The sequence below is a fragment of the Microbulbifer sp. ALW1 genome (assembly GCF_009903625.1).
GTDB lineage: Bacteria > Pseudomonadota > Gammaproteobacteria > Pseudomonadales > Cellvibrionaceae > Microbulbifer.
In genome coordinates this window covers 123,164-139,237 of the sequence record NZ_CP047569.1, presented here as the reverse complement: position 1 = coordinate 139,237, position 16,074 = coordinate 123,164, and the positions used below count along the sequence as shown (strand labels likewise).

The window sequence follows — 16,074 nt, the reverse complement described above, 5'->3', positions numbered from 1 at the left end:
ACACCAACGGCGCAATGGGGGTCGCGCCTTTGAAAACTTCTCATCGAAAAACAACTGAAAATAAGGATTAGCGATGATACAAAATAATAATCAACCGAAACTGTTAGCGACGGCGATCGCCTGTGCACTGGTCGGCTGTGGATCCGGCCTCGCGTCCGAGCGCGCCCAGGCGGCATCCGTGTGTACCGACAATGGCAATCTGGTATTCAACGATGCCACTATCACCGCCAGTGGCAACGTGTGGGTGGCCGGTTACAACAACGGCCAGTGGATGTGGAACTCCGACAGCAGCTGCGCCCCCGGCCAGTGTGTGAGCAATATCGCTTACGCAGGTGGTGAGGTGGAGTTCCGCCTGGAAGGACCGGGTGTGGACGGCTATTACTCGCCGGCGCAGTACGGCGAAATGCACCCGCCGATGACTCCGGATTCCTGCTCGGCTGCGCCCAGCCCAACACCGACTCCAACTCCAACACCCACACCCACACCTTCACCTAGCCCTACGCCAACGCCAAGCCCGACGCCCACACCCGCGACCACCAAACTGGAAGCGGAGAGCGGTAGCCTGTCCGGCGTTGCAGAAATCTATAACGACGGTGCTGCTTCCGGTGGTGCCGGTGTGGCCTACATCTACCAGAATGGCGCCGGCTTCAGTTTCAGCAATGTACCGGCTTCCGAGTCTCTGACCATTTACTTCGCCTCTCAGAACAGTGGCAAACTGTCCCTGAAAATCAACGGCAGTGACGCCGGGGATATTCCGTTCAGTGGCAATGGCAGCTGGACGGGTAACTACACCTCCGCAACCCACTCGGTGGCGATCCCGGAAGGGGCGACCGTCGCACTGGTCTTCGAATCCGGCGATGCAGCGATGAATGTGGATTATGTCGAGTTTCATGGCAGCAGCGGTTCTACACCGACTCCTACTCCTACTCCTACTCCAACGCCGACACCGTCCCCCAGTGCCGGCAAACCGGTTATTCCCGCCGATGGCCAGCGCTACTTTATCGTCGGCCAGGACAAGGCTTCCATTCAAGGGTATATGGCGCAGTCAGACCTGCCGCGCCCCAGTGGATTCACCATGTACACCACCCTGTCTCGCGGCGAGTCCAATTACGACGGCAGCTACTGCTTCAAAGGCCTCGACGGACTGAAGAGCGTCGGTGATTACAGCTCCAACTCCGCCAGCGGTTGTTTCGACAATGGCTACCGCCAGAATCACTGGGGTTCCGGAGAAATGAACATCGACTGGCTGATTGATACCTACAGCCCGGCAGTGGTTTCCATCGGTTTGTGGTGCCCGAGTAATGACCGGATGCCGTCGCTGTATAACGGTGGTGCCTACGACGATTTGCTGACAGAGCTCGCGGACTTTTTCAACGAGCACGGGAACACCCGCTTCTTCCTGCGCACCTGCTACGAGTTCAATGGCGATGCGGGTGGCTGGTCCGATGTAAACTTCCGTGAAACATTTAAATATATCCGCACGTTTATGGATGGTCGCGGAGTCAACAACGTGGCCCACGTGTGGCAGTCGGACTCTTTCCACGGCACCGGACGCACCACCTCGACCCTGGGCAATACCGAGCAGGGTTACTGGCCCGGAAAACAGTATGTAGACTGGGTGGGCTCGTCGCAGTTTGACTCCGACGTGGGAGAAGAGGCCGCTATTGCCGAGGCCGAAGGCCTGCCGCACTTCATTGCCGAGGCCACGCCGCACGGCGCCCTGTTCCATCAGTATGATTTCAAGCTACCGTTCAACAGCACCGGTCAGAGCCCCGATGGCAGTGTGACATTGCACAATGACCTTCAGTGGTTCAATAACAAAAATGGAGAGATCAATCGCACCTCCACCAAAGCCTGGCATTACATCAATGCCGACTGGAGCAACCAGCCCCAGTGGGCCAATGCGCAGGACCAGGCCGGGCAGAACTACTTCAAGTACTCGGATACCCGGGTGCAGATGGACTCGACGGTAAAAGCGCACTTCAAGTCACTGATTACAGAGGGGAATGGGTTTATTCTGTCGGAATAAAGTAGCTGCCCGGTTCCGTTGGCGTCGCCAACGGGGCCGGGCGCTCATTTAAAAATAATAAAGAGACAGGCGAAGAGCGATGGCGATCACCCAATTTGATGTCAGCTGGCGCGACTGGATCCAGACCAATATCAACCGTGGCTGTGAAACGGCTGAGCTCTACCGGATATTGATTGGCCACGATTTCTGTCCCGACCTGGTGGCGCGCACACTGAATTACTGGCCGGTAAATCCCCGGCTTGCTTCCGCTAATGCAGCGCAACGGGCCGATAGAAGTTACACCTCCACGGCCACCGAAATCGAAGCTTCCGGCGCGCAACCACTGGGCGCGTTACCGATTAATACAGGCGGTCGCCTGCAACTTTTCCTGTGGGAAAATTTTCTCACTGCCGATGAATGTCGGCAGATCATTGATCTGGTCAGGCCCCACCTGCGACCGTCCACGACCACCAATGCCATGGACCAGTACCGTGACTTTCGAACCAGTTGCACCTGTGACCTCGGACTGATGGAGAGCCCCCTGGCGCAGGAGCTCGATCGGCGCATCTGTCATTCCCTCGGTATCAACCCTGCGTATTCGGAATCCATTCAGGCACAGTGGTATCGGCAGGGGCAGCAATTCAAGCCGCATACAGATTATTTCGAGCCGGGCAGCGAGGAATATCAGCGGTTCGCCAGTGAGCGCGGCCAGCGCACCTGGACATTTATGATCTATCTGAACGACGACTGCGATGGCGGGGAAACCCGGTTTACCCGGTTGCAGAAAAGTTTTGTCCCGCAAGCCGGCTGTGCCTTGATCTGGAATAGCCTGAACACGGATGGATCGCCAAACCCGGACAGTATCCACTGGGGCATGCCGGTTGTGCGCGGGGAAAAGGTGATCATCACCAAATGGTTCCGTGCGCGAGGGCAGGGAGCCCAGCTTATCCGTAGATAACGGGGTATAAGCCGGGTAAATCAAAAGCGAGAAAATGAGAGGTGAATTCAAGCCGTGCAGCCTGCACATGTACCTGAATATCACCTCATATCACTTTATATGGCCAGCAAGCGGTCCTCGATCACTTCGCTGGTAGAGAATTGGTAGCGCATATTTCGATATACACAAATATCGGTAATGTCTTCCGGGGTGCCCAGGGAGGCGCAGCGGTAATTGGTGGAAACCCGGTATTTTCCCGAAACCGGCAACACCCGGTGCCAGGTATGGCCGTGCAGTAATACCAGGGTGCCTTTCTTCGGTTTCAGAACCACCTGATCGGAAAAATCCTCATCCACCGGGCCGGTAGAAATGGTGCCGCGTTTGTGCGAGCCGGGTACTACCAGCGTCTGGCCGCCGATTTCATCGGTGATATCAGCGGTATAGATCAGCCGGTTCACATTAAACAGGTTCGGGTCATCGGTGCGGCAGTCCTGATGCCAGGCCTGTCCCTTGGTGCCCTGACGGGAGAACATCACCATGCTGTACTGGGAGTACCAGCCAGCACCAAGAATTTCCTCGGTCAGTACTTTCAGTCGATGGTCCTGTTCTGCAATGTCGAAAGCATCACAGCCTTCCCGTTGCGGAAACCAGGGAATCACCTGGGTGGCTGACTTTTCCAGGAACTCATCGTTGTGCACAAATTCCGGGTTCTCGCCGAAATGGTCCAGAATCAGCTGCTGATAGTTATCCATTAACGCCGAAGGGAAAAAATCCTCGAGAACCAGATAGCCCTGATCCCAAAACTGGGCAGCCAGTGCCTTGATATCCATAATTGCTAACCTCGATTAATACTGTTGCACGCGTGATGTCATCGCGCCGCTTGTTGATCCGGTGAGTGCGCCAGGCTTTGCTTGTGTGCGTGCACCCAGTGTGGTTTTTGAATTTCCTGTAACCAGTAATCGCGGATGATCGGGTTGGTTTCGACCCGGGTGTCGCCCCAGAAGCCGTTGTCGTATGGGTGGCCCCACATGGGTTGCTCATCCCAGTTGCAATTGATGTAGGCGACGGCGCGGATAATGTCCCGGTTTTCGTGCATGTAATCAAAGTAGGGCGCAAACCACTGCTGCCATATCTGTTCACCAGAGGCGGCTACCTTGTTCTCGGCGGCTGGGCCATCGATCATTACATTGATATTGGCATTGAACTGTTGCTTCAGGTCGTAACCCTGTGGCGCCGACTCGGCAACAAACACCGGTTTGCTGTGGGCGCGGGCAAAATTGAGAATCTGATCCGCCAGCTGGCGCTGGGTGGCCATCTGCTGCCTGGGAATTTTCGGGTGTATGCCGGATTCATCGATTAACAGGAACCAGGACAGGCCTATCCAGTCCACATAGCTGTCGCCCGGATACCAGATGCCGATATCGCCCTCGAACTTACCTTCGATGGCGTCATCCGCAGGAGAAGCGGAACCCTGCCAGACAAAAACGACATTGTCGGGCCCCAGCTGGTCGCCACCGGGGTGACGGATTCGATCTACGATGTGCCGCCAGGCCGCCACATACTCGCTGGCTTTCTCGTACCCCTGATTCCAGACACCGTCGAACTCGTAGCCGATGCGCAGAAAAACCGGGGATTCTGCCAGCCGGATAAAAGCGGCCAGCTTGTCGATCTCTGCATCGAACTTCCCATCGGCAATTTCCGACAATCCGTTTGCGCGGAAGGATTCATTGATATCGAGACCGATGGCCAGTGCGGAATCCGGAAAATCTTTCGCCAGCTTCCAGGCATTGGCGGGACCGCCGCCCCAATCCGCAGCGCGCTCTGTGGGTTGCAGGTTATTATCGAGGCCCATTCCACCGAAATACTTGTCAGGGTTGCGCAGCTCATAAATCGGGACGATATAAGCCGTGACGCCTCCCGGCGCCGGGAAATGCCCGCTATTGACGTAACCGTCGATGGACTTGCGATCCTGGCCGATAAACAACAATTGCCGCTGTTCCTCGGGAACAAACATTGCGGAGAAGCGGTGACCGTTTTTGGCCGCAGCTTCGTCGGCCGATGACATCTTTGTGCTCGGGGATTGAGGCTGAGACGTACTTTCCCCGCGGTCGCAGCCAACAACAAGAAGTAGGGTTGCCGCTATCAGGGGGAAAATACGGATACGATTTCTGAGGTGATCTCTGAGGTGATGAGTGAGCACGGATTTCATGATACGACTTCCAGCGCAACGGATTCCTGTACAGTGTCAGGTTCGCCAACCGTGCTTTCTTCTGCGAGCTGTTGATAAGAGAAATGGCTGAAGTCTGCGTATCTGCCCTGCTCATTTACATCGCAGGCGAAGATTCCCACCATGCTGCCGGTAAACTTGAAAATCAGGTTCCCGTACTCGTCGGATAGTGGTGTGCTGTTCAGGCGCGGGCCAATATTTGCCCAGTGGCGCCCGTCGGTGGAATAGCTGAACTGGTACCACTGGGTATCCAGGGTTACCCGTAGATACAGCGGGTCACTGTTTTCAATGATCGCCTTTTCCCCTTTCTGTCCCGCCCCGCCGGGCTCGCTGTATGCGCCGGCGATGGATGCGCAAACCTGCACAATTTTTTTGCCGTTGTCTTCGCTTGTGATCTTGAGGAAGTAGTAGTTGGTATTGTCGTAGTAGACCACCAGCCCCGCCATTTCCATCGGCGATTCCGGGTGAAAGTCCACGCGGGTTTCCGCGCGCATCCGGTGGTGTTCAATTCGTCGCGCCAGCAGGCTCTGATCAAATCTGGACGCCAGGTAATGGCGACCGGTCAGGCGAAGGTGACCCGCTCTTTGGGAGAGTGAACACCAGGACGCTTCCGCGGGCTCGCGCAGTGTCTGCCACTGCGGGGAAAGGGTCGGTTCGTCAAAATGATCGATGTATTGGGATGATTGTGGCCAGGGGTGCTGCTGGAGGTCGGGAGCGGCAACCTGTAATTGCGGTGCATTGCCACCGCAGGCGAGCCATGGCCAGCCGTCGCGCCACTCCACTTTCTGGATACCGGTCTCGCGACCGAGAATGGAAAAGCCGGTGCCGTATTTTGGCCCAAAACCGTAGGCCTCAGGATCGTATACCGGGCGGCCGCACAGATGCGTGAGGTACCACTCTCCCTTGGGGGTATCCACCAAAAATCCGTGGCCGGCTCTTTGCAGTGGATTGTCTTCCTGAAAGCGCGAGGTGAGCACGTGTTTTTGCGGGTGCAGTTCGTAGGGACCGAACAGGTTTTTAGCGCGGCAAACGGTGACCGCGTGATTCCATTCGGTGCCGCCCTCGGCCGTGATCAGGTAATAGTAGCCATCCTTCTTGAGAATCTGGGGACCCTCGGTGCAACCCAGCTCGGTGCCGGAGAAAACCGGAATGCGCGGGCCCTTGAGCTTGCGGTGTTCCGCATCAAATTCCTGAAGGGTGATATCACCGAACTTATTGTGACCCGCTCTGCCGTCCCAGGTCATGTTGACTACCCATTTGCGGCCGTCGTCATCGTGAAACAGGGAGGGGTCAAAACCGCCACCACCAATCGCAATCGGGTCACTCCATGGGCCTTCAATCTTATCTGCAGTAACCACAAAACAGGGCGTGCTCATCCAGGCGCCGCCGCGACTGTTGTGGGTGCAGGAAAAGGTCAGCCAGAATTTTCCATCCGCATGACTGAGTGCGGGAGCATAGACACCGTCGGAATTATTGAAACCGCGCATGTCGATCTGGTCGCGCCGTGTGAGCGCGTGTCCCACAAGCCGCCAGTGCACCAGATCTTTTGAGTGGTGGAGCCGAATACCCGGGAACCATTCGAAGGTAGAGGTGGCGATATAGAAATCCTCTCCCACCCGGATCACGCTCGGGTCCGGGTTGAACCCGGGAAGTATGGGGTTCTGAATGAAATGCTGCACCGCTATCTCCGTAGACTTTATCGTTGTTTGCAGTATGATATTGATATGAATTGCAGATATATGTAATCGAATTACCAATAAATATAAAAATGTTGCTCTTTGGCGGTTTGCCGGCGCAAGAGCATTGATGACAAGCGATGGAGAGCGAGGAAGCCTGCGATGAACAGCGCCCTCTTGTACGAAAATATCGAGCTGCCCCAGGGGCAGACGGTAAAGTCTGCTTACTATCAGTTTTCGCCCGAAGACCGGTGCGATATCGCCCCGCATTTCCATATGATGTTCGAGGTGATGTTGTTCGTGAAGGGCGCCGGAAAAATATTTCTGGACGGTACTGAATTTCCCATTCAGGACGGAACCCTGCTCTACCTTCCCTCACTTTCTGTGCATGAAATGGTGATGGAATACGGCGAACAGGAATTTTTTCTGCTGCAGTTTGAGCCGCAGGTTATGGATGAATTGTCTCTGGGCTATACCGCACAGGATATGCCCAGTGCTGTCTGCCGTTTGCAAGACAAAATGTTGCAGCGGCTGACCATGATGCTGCACTGGTGCTGTGAAGTGAACGTCAGCTCCGAACAGTTGTTACTGCGCAATCGGGTGTTGCAGCTGTTGTTGATCCAGATTGAAAAAGTAGTGATCCAGGAAGATGCGGCGGATGTGTCCCGCTCTACCGGCCTCGGGCGCCTGGAGCCAGTGCTGAAATATTTTCAGGACAGCAGCAAGCTCTCGCTCACCCTGGATCAGGCCGCAGATCTGTGCGGCATTTCCCGCAGCCATTTTTCCCGCCTGTTTCACGCAACCCTGAACCTGCGTTATCAGGACTTTCTGTTGAAGAGGAAGTTGCAGCACGCGGTGCAGTTGCTTTCGACCTCCAATCTCCGTATTGCGGATATCGCCTTCCAGTGCGAGTTTAGTGACAGCGCGCATTTCTGCAGCAAGTTCAAACGCGTTTTTGGTGTTACACCTCAGGCCTTTCGTAAAACGACGGTGGAAAGCTTGTGAGTATGACGAGAGAAAATGCGTCGGGGAACACCGACGATTACTGCAATATCCTAGGCCTGGAAGAAGACTCTCCGCTGTTGCGGGAGGACTTTATTTTTGGCGTGGCCACCGCTGCATTTCAGATTGAAGGCGCGTCGGATGTGGACGGTCGGGTTCCGTGTATCTGGGATACCTTCTGTGCAGAACCGGGCCGGGTAGCCAACGGTGACGACGGTAGTCGCGCCTGCGAAAGTTACCGGCGTTGGGAGCAAGACCTGGGCCTGGTGCAGGATCTGGGTGTAGACGCCTACCGCTTCTCCATCGCCTGGCCGCGGGTGATTACTGATCTTCATGGAACCGTCAACCAACTGGCGATGGACCACTATCGTCGCCAGCTCGATTTTCTGAACGAGCGCGGTATCAAACCGTTCGTGACCCTGTACCACTGGGATCTCCCACAGTATTTGCAGGAGCGGGGCGGCTGGCTGAATCGGGATACTGCTTACGCGTTTGCGCACTACGCCGATGTGGTCAGCCAGGCGTTTGGCGACCGGGTATTTTCTTACGGCACCTTGAACGAGCCCTGGTGCAGTGCATTTCTCGGATACCTGTACGGTATCCATGCGCCCGGTATCCGGGATCGAAAGCAGGCCTATCAGGCGGCACATCACCTGCTGCTGGCCCACGGCCTCGCGGTGCCGAAGATTCGTGTAAATGCGCCAGCCGCGGACGTGGGCATAGTGCTGAATATCTCCCCCAGCGACCCGCTGGAAAACAGCCTGGCAGATCGCAATGCCTGCCTGCTTGCCGATATGGAAAACCGCGACCTGTTTTTGCAGCCACTGCTTGAAGGCTGTTATCCGGAACCGGTGCTCAACCGACATCCGGAATCCGCACCGTTAGTGTTGCCCGGTGATATGGCGCTGATCAGTGCAGAGCTCGATTTTCTCGGCCTCAATTACTACACACGCAATCGTGTCGGTGCCGCTGATAATGATGCGGGCTATGTGACCCCGCCCTACGACGGTGCCGATGCAACGGATATGGGGTGGGAAATTTTTCCCCAGGGCTTGACCCGCACATTGCGGCATCTGGCCAGGCATCCGCGCACCCCCGCGCTCTATGTGACCGAAAATGGAATGGCATCGGCAGACAGGCTTGAGGTCGATGATCAGGGCAAAGGCGTTGTGAACGACAACGCGCGGGTTCGCTACCTGCAGCGCCACCTGCAGGCCGCGGAAGTGGCTCTCGCGAGTGGTGTAAAGCTGCGCGGATACTTTGCCTGGAGCCTGCTGGATAACTTCGAATGGGCCGAAGGCTACAACAAGCGCTTTGGGCTCTACTATGTCGATTATGCAACCCAGCAACGTACACCCAAGGCAAGCGCCCTGGCATTAAAGGCGCTCATGCAGCTGCGTCGAAAATCACTGACCAAACAATAAAAATTTACAGGTGAGCTAGCGAGATGACCGATAACGGAAAAGTGTCCAAAGGCGAGGGTATGGGCAATGACACGCAAGCCCTGACGCTAAAAGAGAAACTGGGTTACGGGTTGGGAGATACCGCCAGTAATATCGTCTTCCAGGTGATTGTCAATTTCATGATGATCTTCTACACCGATGTGTTCGGAATTTCTGCCGCCGCCGTCGGTACCCTGATGCTTGCGGTTCGCCTGTTCGATGCCGTGACCGATCCGGTGATGGGTGGGCTTGCCGACCGCACCCGCAGTCGCTGGGGGCGCTATCGCCCATGGTTACTTTTTGCCGCCGTACCTTATGGTGTACTGGCGGTACTCGCTTTCACTACACCAGATCTTTCTGCGAACGGTAAGCTGGTGTATGCCTATGTGACCTATGCGGCGCTGATGACGGTGTACACCATTATCAATATTCCCTATTCGGCACTGGGCGGCGTGCTCACCAGCGACCCTCGCGAGCGGGCCTCGGTACAATCCTACCGCTTTGCCATGGCCATGGTTGGCGGCGCGATTGTGACTGCCTTGACCATGCCACTGGTGCACTATTTTGCTGGCGGACTCGACGGCGATCTCGCTTTTGGTTATCAGATGACACTGGGGGTACTGTCGGCCGTAGCGGTAGTGTGCTTTATGGTGTGCTTCTGGACCACCCGTGAGCGCCTTGTCGAGGCCCCCGCGCCGGCTAAGAAATCCATCTTCGCCGACCTTGTGGAGTTATTGGGTAACCGCCAGTGGCTATTGATTGCGGGTGTGGCGTTTTTCCTGCTGGTGTTGGTGGCGGTACGCAGTGCTGTTACCCCTTATTACGTCAAATATTTTCTCGGTCGCGAAGACCTGGTGAGCCCGTTTATTACCGCGGGTATGCTGGCAGCGGTTGCCGGTGCCCTGCTTACCAATCTGCTCACCCGCTACCTGTGCAAGGTGCGACTGTTTCAGCTGGCGAATATCGGTGTGATCGTATTTCACCTGGTGCTTTACCTGGTTCCTGGCGAACAGCTGGTGCTGGCATTTACGGCCTTTATGCTGGCGAATTTTTTCCAGATGATTGTGGTACCACTGATGTTTTCCATGGTGCCGGATACGGTGGATTACGGTGCGCAGCAATCGGGCAATAAAAATATGGCCATGGCCTTTTCTGCCCACCTGTTGGTGATCAAACTCGGACTCGCCGTGGGTGGTGCATTGACCGGCTGGCTGCTGGCGTTTTATGGCTACGAAGCGAATCAAAGTCAGAGCGCGCGCGCCATGGGCGGCATTGTGGTTCTGGTCGCGTTGATGCCCGCAGTCTGCGCCCTTGCCAACGGCATCATCATGAAATTCTACCGCCTTACCAGCGCTGAAATGCGTGCGATTCATGCCCGTTCTGTCGAAGCGCCGGCTGGCGTGCTGTGTGAAGCCGATCAGCAGCAGGCGCAGAATCGGAAGCCTCCGCATACGGATTCCGCAAACGCGTTGTAATCACCACAAGGAGCAGGCAGTGACCGAGCATCGCAAAGAAATGTCGAGAAAAGTGGGCACGGCGGCACTCGCCAGTGCAGTCGCGATGGCGGTGGGCATCGGTACCAGTATGGCAATCAGTTCGGGGGGCTGGGGATGGCTGGATAAAGCAGCCAATACCGACGGCGGTTCCGCGAACGCTACCCATACCCGCTATGAACCCAGGGATGGTCGGATTCTGGTTGTTGCCGGCCAGAACCTGGCGGCAACGCGCGCTTACTACCAGCTGGCGGATCAGAATATCCTGCCCCGCCCGGCCGGATTTACCGATTACATCTCTTACCAGGTCGGCAACCAGTACCCGGATTTTGCGCCCGACTATCCGCAGAACTATCTCGGCAATGACGGGCTGTTAAAAGCCACTAACTGGGGCGGCGGTGAGCAGTGCACCGACTGCCTGCTACAGGAACCGGGATTTGATGAGGCGGTTGTGGCCATCGGCATGTATATCGCCGGTCCGTTGGGGAAAAATGGTGAGGTGTGCAGCGGCAAGGAACACTGCAATACTGCCCGTATTGCCCGGGGGGAATTCGATCACCTGTTGCTGAATTTCGCCAACTGGGCCAAGGCCCAGGGGGAACGTCCGCTGTTACTGCGTATTGGTTATGAGTTCGATGGCTCCTGGAACGGCTATGATCCAGAGCAGTACCAGGCCGCGTTCAAGCATATCCGGCGCTTTCTGGAGCAGCAGGCTGTGAAAAATGTGGCCTATGTCATGCAGTCATTTGGCTACGCCAGCTACGAGACCATGCAAAAGTTCTACCCCGAGGCGGATACCGATGGGGCTTATGTCGACTGGATAGGCTATTCGTATTTCACCAGTAGCAATGAGGAAGTAGGGCAACAAGAGCTTCGGTTTGCGCGCGATCATGGCCACAAGGTATTTATCGCCGAGGTCACGCCGCATACCGGTGATTGTGCTGCGCAAATTGATGTAACCCGCTCCCCGGAGTTGGCGAAAGCGTGGATCGAAAAATTCGACCGGCATGTGCGGGATAACTCTGATGTAGTCCGTGCGATTTCCTACATCAATGCCCGCTGGAATGATCGCGAGTATTCGCCCATGTGGAGCCAGCAGCTGGATCACAATTGCCCGGGTTATTTTGCCGAGTCCAATGCGCGGCTGAATGACAATCTGGATGTGGCAAAGTTCTGGGGTGAGAAAATTTCAGCCCCTATATACCTGAATGGCGAACCGGATCTATATCAGAAGCTCCATCGCTGACCCTCATCGCGGTCGGCTCCTTTCAAAAGTGCAAACCATTCAAAAGCTCAAACCATTCAAAAGTTCAAACGATTTTCCATTCTGACAACAAAAAAGGGCCCGCAATAGCGGGCCCAAATGAGAGTCATCTGACGTTGAGGTGACATCAATCAGAGCATACAGATTAAATGTACTGATTGATCACGTTCTCATACAGTTCCTGCTTGCCGCTGGTCGGGCGTGGTTCGCCGTTTTCAACGGCCAGGTTGCGCAGGTCTGCCAGGTTCAGTTTACCTTCGGTAAACGCCTTGCCGTTGCCCTCATTGAAGCTGGCGTAACGCTGTTGCTTCCAGCTCTTGTACGGGGACTCGGTGAGAATTCGGTTGGCGATTTCCAGGCCACGGGCGAAGGTGTCCATGCCGCCGATATGGCCGAGGAAAATATCTTCCATATCGATCGATTCACGGCGCACCTTGGCATCGAAGTTGAGACCGCCGGTTTTGAAACCGCCGTTTTCCAGCACCACCATCATGCCGTGTACCGCATCGTATATATCGGTGGGGAACTGATCTGTGTCCCAGCCGTTCTGGTAATCGCCGCGGTTGGCGTCGATGGAGCCGAGCATGTCGGCATCCGCACACATCTGCAGTTCATGGGCGAAGGTGTGGCCGGCGAGGGTGGCGTGGTTGGCTTCGATATTGAGTTTGAAGTCCTTGTCCAGGCCGAAGTGGCGCAGGAAACCGATCACGGTCTGGGCATCAAAGTCGTACTGGTGTTTGGTGGGCTCCATGGGCTTGGGCTCGATCAGGAAAGTGCCTTTAAAGCCGATGGAGCGACCGTAGTCACGCGCCATGGTGAGGAAGCGGGCGAGGTTTTCCTGTTCGAGTTTGGTATTGGCATTCTGCAGGCAGATATAGCCTTCGCGACCGCCCCAGAATACGTAGTTCTCTCCACCCAGTGCCACGGTGGCATCCAGTGCGGCTTTTACCTGGCTCGCCGCATAGGCGACCACATTGAAGTCCGGGTTGGTTGCAGCGCCGTTCATATAGCGCGGATTGCTGAACATATTCGCCGTGCCCCACAGCAGCTTCATGCCGGAAGCTTTCTGGCGTTCTGCCGCCAGCTCAACCAGTTTTGACAGGTTGCTCTCGGTTTCAGCGATGGTGCTGCCTTCCGGCGACATGTCAATATCGTGGAAGCAGTAGTAGGGCACACCCAGTTTGGTGGCAAACTCGAATACCGCATCCATACGCTGCTGCGCAGCGGTCATCGGGTTGGGCGCGTCGTCCCAAGCAAACGTCTGGGTATCGCGGCCGAAGGGATCTGCACCCTTGCTGCAGAAGGTGTGCCAGTAGCACACCGCATAGCGCAGGTGCTCTTCCATGGTCTTGCCGCCGATGACCTTGTTGGCGTCGTAGAATTTGAAGGCCAGCGGGTTGTCGGACTCGCGCCCCTCGAACTGGATCTGACCGATTTCGGGGAAGTATTCTTTGTCGCCGATAAATAGATTTCTGCTCATTGTTTGTCTCCAGTTTGATCCTGAATTTTTATGAAATATTGGGATACTGCTGGCGGAGCAGATCCAGGAAATGTTCGTAGTGGGTTTGATAGGCTGCAGCGGTCGCGCTATCGGGATTGCAGCCCAGGGATTCATTCATCGTCAGGTGTTCCGCAACGAGTGACGGCAAGTGTTTATGGTCACTGGTTGCCCACAGCGCCTGCAGTGCTGCGCCAAAGGCGGCACCTTCCTGTTGTGCAGGTACTTCCACCGGCAAGTTAAATACGTCTGCCACCATCTGCCGCCAGTGCGGGCTTTTAGCGCCGCCACCGGTCAGCCGAATGGATGTGAATGTTTGTCCCGCTCGGGCAAAGGCATCGAGACCGCGACGCAGGGTAAACGTGGCTCCCTCCATTGCGGCGCGGTAGAGATTGGCCGGGGTGTAATTGCTGTCGGTCATACCGTGCAGACTGGCGCGGGCGTGGGGTAGGTTTGGAGTGCGCTCGCCGTTGTAAAACGGCAGGCTGATCAGGCCGCTGGCACCGGGGGTGGATTCTTCCAGCAGTTGCTCGCATTCGGCGATGGATTTTCCCACTGCCTTGCGCGTGAGTTCGGTCGCGACGGTGCAGTTCATGGTGCACTGCAGCGGCAGCCAGCCACCACTCGATGAGCAGAAGGCCGCCAGCTCGCCATTGGGATCGATTGCGGGTTTGTCGCTGTAGGCAAACAGGGTGCCGGAGGTGCCCAGGCTCATGCTGAGGACTCCGGGTGTAATGGCGCCGGTCCCGAATGCGGCCATCATGTTGTCGCCACCACCGCTGGAAATGGTGACCTCTGCGGGCAGGCCAAACTCCCGGGCTTTTTCTGCAGATATTGCGACGGTGCAATCGGCTTCTAGTAGTGGCGGTAACAGGGGCAGCAGATCGCGCTCCGGGTCTATGGCGGCCAGCATTAAACGATCGTATTCGCGGCGCAGGACATTCAGATAGCCGGTGCCGGAGGCATCGCCGTACTCGGTGTAAATCCTTCCTGTGAGAAAGAAATTCAGGTAGTCGTGGGGCAGTAGTATGTGTGCAACTTCTGCGTAGACTTCTGGCTTGTTTTTCTTCAGCCATAGAACTTTGGATGCTGTGTAGCCGGGCAGAATAGGGTTGCCCACGGCATCGGCACAGCGATCAGCGCCGCCGAATCGCGCGGTTATTTCCTCGCATTCGGCAATGGTGCTGGTGTCGCACCAGAGTTTGACCGGGGCAATGACCTCGCCGGCCTTGTTCAGTGGCACAAAACCGTGTTGTTGTCCGGAGATGCCAATGCTGCGTACCCGGGATTTTATTTCGGCGGGTAACTGCTGCATGCAGTGGCGCAGTGCGTCCAGCCACCACTCGGCTATTTGCTCGCGGCTGCCGTCGTCGCGGCTGATCAGCTCTAGCGGCGCGGTGCTGACGTGCATGATTTGTTTGTGAGCTGCGTCATAAGCCAGCAGTTTCAGACTCTGGGTGCCCGCATCAATCCCCAGGTAGACGTTCTGATCGCCGCGCATTACGCCGGAACTCCCTGTTGGGCACGCGCCTTGATCTGGTCTTCCAGTGCGATCTGGTCCAGCACAAATTTGCGAATGCCCTCGCCGAGTTTTTCGTGGGCCATAGCGTCGTCATTGTGCTGAAAGCGGAAGTCGGATTCGCCAAGAGCGCGGACACTGTTTCCGCTTGCAGATTGCGGCGTGAGCGCGCGTGTTAGTTCGCCTCGATCCTCCGCGAGTTGCGCCAGCAGGTCCGGGCTGATGGTCAGGCTGTCGCAGCCAGCCAGGGCCTCAATCTGCCCGGTATTGCGAAAACTGGCACCCATGACCGTGGTGTCGAAGCCGTGTTCTTTGTAGAAGTGGTAAATGCGGCGCACGGACTGCACGCCGGGGTCCTCGTCCGGTGCAAAGCTGGTCGCGGAAGTGTTCTGCAGGTGCCAGTCGAGAATACGGCCCACAAATGGGGATATCAGCGTGACGCCCGCATCGGCACAGGCGCGGGCCTGGGCAAAGCTGAATAGCAGGGTCAGGTTGCAGTGCACTCCCTCGCGTTCCAGTATTTCTGCGGCCTTGATGCCTTCCCAGGTAGAGGCAACCTTGATTAGTACCCGCTCGGGCGCCACGCCCATCTGCGTGTAGAGATCCATGATGCGGCGTGCGCGTGTGAGGGTGGCTTGCGTATCAAACGATAGGCGTGCATCCACTTCGGTGGAGATGCGCCCGGGGACTATCTGCAGGATTTCATAACCAATCTTTACCGCCAGGCGATCACAGCAGAGTGCGGTTTGTTCCTCATTGCTGCCGCTCTGTGCCGCGGCCCAGGCGATGGCCTCTTCGATCAGCGGCTGGTATTCCGCCTGTTGTGCGGCTTTCAATAGCAGGGAGGGGTTGGTGGTGGCATCCAGCGGGGTGAATTGGCGGATGGCATTGATATCGCCAGTATCCGCCACCACGGCTGTCATCGCCCGCAGCTGACTGAGTTTGTCCATGATCTTATTCTTTCTCTCTGTCGCGTCTTCCGGCTTACTTCTACAAGTCGGAATGTAA

At 56.3% G+C, this 16,074-nt stretch carries 12 protein-coding genes; 6 read left to right on the top strand and 6 right to left on the bottom strand.

Translation table 11 applies throughout. The features are described from left to right. Nucleotides 1-73: 73 nt before the first annotated feature. Complete coding sequence (locus GRX76_RS00600) at nt 74-2,029, top strand: hypothetical protein (protein ID WP_201276875.1); 1,956 nt, start codon at nt 74-76, stop codon at nt 2,027-2,029. 79 nt (nt 2,030-2,108) lie between these two features. Further along, nucleotides 2,109-2,966, top strand: a complete 858-nt coding sequence (locus GRX76_RS00595) for a 2OG-Fe(II) oxygenase (protein ID WP_160151517.1) — start codon at nt 2,109-2,111, stop codon at nt 2,964-2,966. 95 nt (nt 2,967-3,061) lie between these two features. Here the strand turns inward: GRX76_RS00595 and GRX76_RS00590 are convergent, their stop codons facing one another. The 3 genes from GRX76_RS00590 to GRX76_RS00580 all read right to left on the bottom strand — a co-directional run bounded on the left by GRX76_RS00590 (nt 3,062) and on the right by GRX76_RS00580 (nt 6,851). After that, complete coding sequence (locus GRX76_RS00590) at nt 3,062-3,775, bottom strand: phytanoyl-CoA dioxygenase family protein (protein ID WP_160151516.1); 714 nt, start codon at nt 3,773-3,775, stop codon at nt 3,062-3,064. Nucleotides 3,776-3,813: 38 nt separating this feature from the next. Further along, nucleotides 3,814-5,010, bottom strand: a complete 1,197-nt coding sequence (locus GRX76_RS00585) for a glycoside hydrolase family 26 protein (protein WP_160151515.1) — start codon at nt 5,008-5,010, stop codon at nt 3,814-3,816. A gap of 140 nt (nt 5,011-5,150) precedes the next feature. Beyond that, entirely contained in the window at nt 5,151-6,851 is a 1,701-nt protein-coding gene (locus tag GRX76_RS00580; RefSeq protein WP_201276874.1) for a glycoside hydrolase family 43 protein, read from the bottom strand. 159 nt (nt 6,852-7,010) lie between these two features. Here GRX76_RS00580 and GRX76_RS00575 point away from each other — a divergent pair, with 159 nt between their 5' ends. The 4 genes from GRX76_RS00575 to GRX76_RS00560 are packed head-to-tail and all read left to right on the top strand — an operon-like array spanning nt 7,011 to nt 12,031. Then, the gene (locus tag GRX76_RS00575) at nt 7,011-7,853 is read left to right on the top strand and encodes an AraC family transcriptional regulator (RefSeq protein ID WP_201276873.1); all 843 of its coding nucleotides are present in this window, start codon (nt 7,011-7,013) and stop codon (nt 7,851-7,853) included. Between the two features lie 2 nt (nt 7,854-7,855). Beyond that, nucleotides 7,856-9,274 carry a GH1 family beta-glucosidase gene (locus GRX76_RS00570; RefSeq protein ID WP_160151513.1) on the top strand — a complete coding sequence of 473 codons (1,419 nt, stop codon included), beginning with the start codon at nt 7,856-7,858 and terminating at the stop codon, nt 9,272-9,274. A gap of 23 nt (nt 9,275-9,297) precedes the next feature. Beyond that, nucleotides 9,298-10,767: a glycoside-pentoside-hexuronide (GPH):cation symporter gene (locus GRX76_RS00565; RefSeq protein ID WP_201276872.1), complete on the top strand. Its 1,470-nt coding sequence runs from the start codon at nt 9,298-9,300 to the stop codon at nt 10,765-10,767. Nucleotides 10,768-10,786: 19 nt separating this feature from the next. Beyond that, the gene (locus GRX76_RS00560; protein WP_160151512.1) at nt 10,787-12,031 is read left to right on the top strand and encodes a hypothetical protein; all 1,245 of its coding nucleotides are present in this window, start codon (nt 10,787-10,789) and stop codon (nt 12,029-12,031) included. Nucleotides 12,032-12,194: 163 nt separating this feature from the next. Here the strand turns inward: GRX76_RS00560 and xylA are convergent, their stop codons facing one another. The 3 genes from xylA to tal are packed head-to-tail and all read right to left on the bottom strand — an operon-like array spanning nt 12,195 to nt 16,019. After that, nucleotides 12,195-13,529, bottom strand: coding sequence for a xylose isomerase (xylA, locus tag GRX76_RS00555; RefSeq protein ID WP_160151511.1), 1,335 nt, complete (start codon nt 13,527-13,529; stop codon nt 12,195-12,197). 28 nt (nt 13,530-13,557) lie between these two features. Further along, nucleotides 13,558-15,048, bottom strand: a complete 1,491-nt coding sequence (xylB, locus tag GRX76_RS00550; RefSeq protein ID WP_160151510.1) for a xylulokinase — start codon at nt 15,046-15,048, stop codon at nt 13,558-13,560. Continuing rightward, nucleotides 15,048-16,019: a transaldolase gene (tal, locus tag GRX76_RS00545; RefSeq protein ID WP_160154742.1), complete on the bottom strand. Its 972-nt coding sequence runs from the start codon at nt 16,017-16,019 to the stop codon at nt 15,048-15,050. Before tal ends, xylB begins: the two co-directional genes overlap by 1 nt. Between the last annotated feature and the right edge of the window lie 55 nt (nt 16,020-16,074).

Coding starts and splice junctions, on each gene's coding strand:
- GRX76_RS00600 (WP_201276875.1), top strand. CDS start 74: ATGATACAAAATAATAATCAACCGAAACTGTTAGCGACGGCGATCGCC.
- GRX76_RS00585 (WP_160151515.1), bottom strand. CDS start 5,010: ATGTCATCGGCCGACGAAGCTGCGGCCAAAAACGGTCACCGCTTCTCC.
- GRX76_RS00595 (WP_160151517.1), top strand. CDS start 2,109: ATGGCGATCACCCAATTTGATGTCAGCTGGCGCGACTGGATCCAGACC.
- xylB (WP_160151510.1), bottom strand. CDS start 15,048: ATGCGCGGCGATCAGAACGTCTACCTGGGGATTGATGCGGGCACCCAG.
- xylA (WP_160151511.1), bottom strand. CDS start 13,529: ATGAGCAGAAATCTATTTATCGGCGACAAAGAATACTTCCCCGAAATC.
- GRX76_RS00575 (WP_201276873.1), top strand. CDS start 7,011: ATGAACAGCGCCCTCTTGTACGAAAATATCGAGCTGCCCCAGGGGCAG.
- GRX76_RS00565 (WP_201276872.1), top strand. CDS start 9,298: ATGACCGATAACGGAAAAGTGTCCAAAGGCGAGGGTATGGGCAATGAC.
- GRX76_RS00590 (WP_160151516.1), bottom strand. CDS start 3,775: ATGGATATCAAGGCACTGGCTGCCCAGTTTTGGGATCAGGGCTATCTG.
- GRX76_RS00570 (WP_160151513.1), top strand. CDS start 7,856: ATGACGAGAGAAAATGCGTCGGGGAACACCGACGATTACTGCAATATC.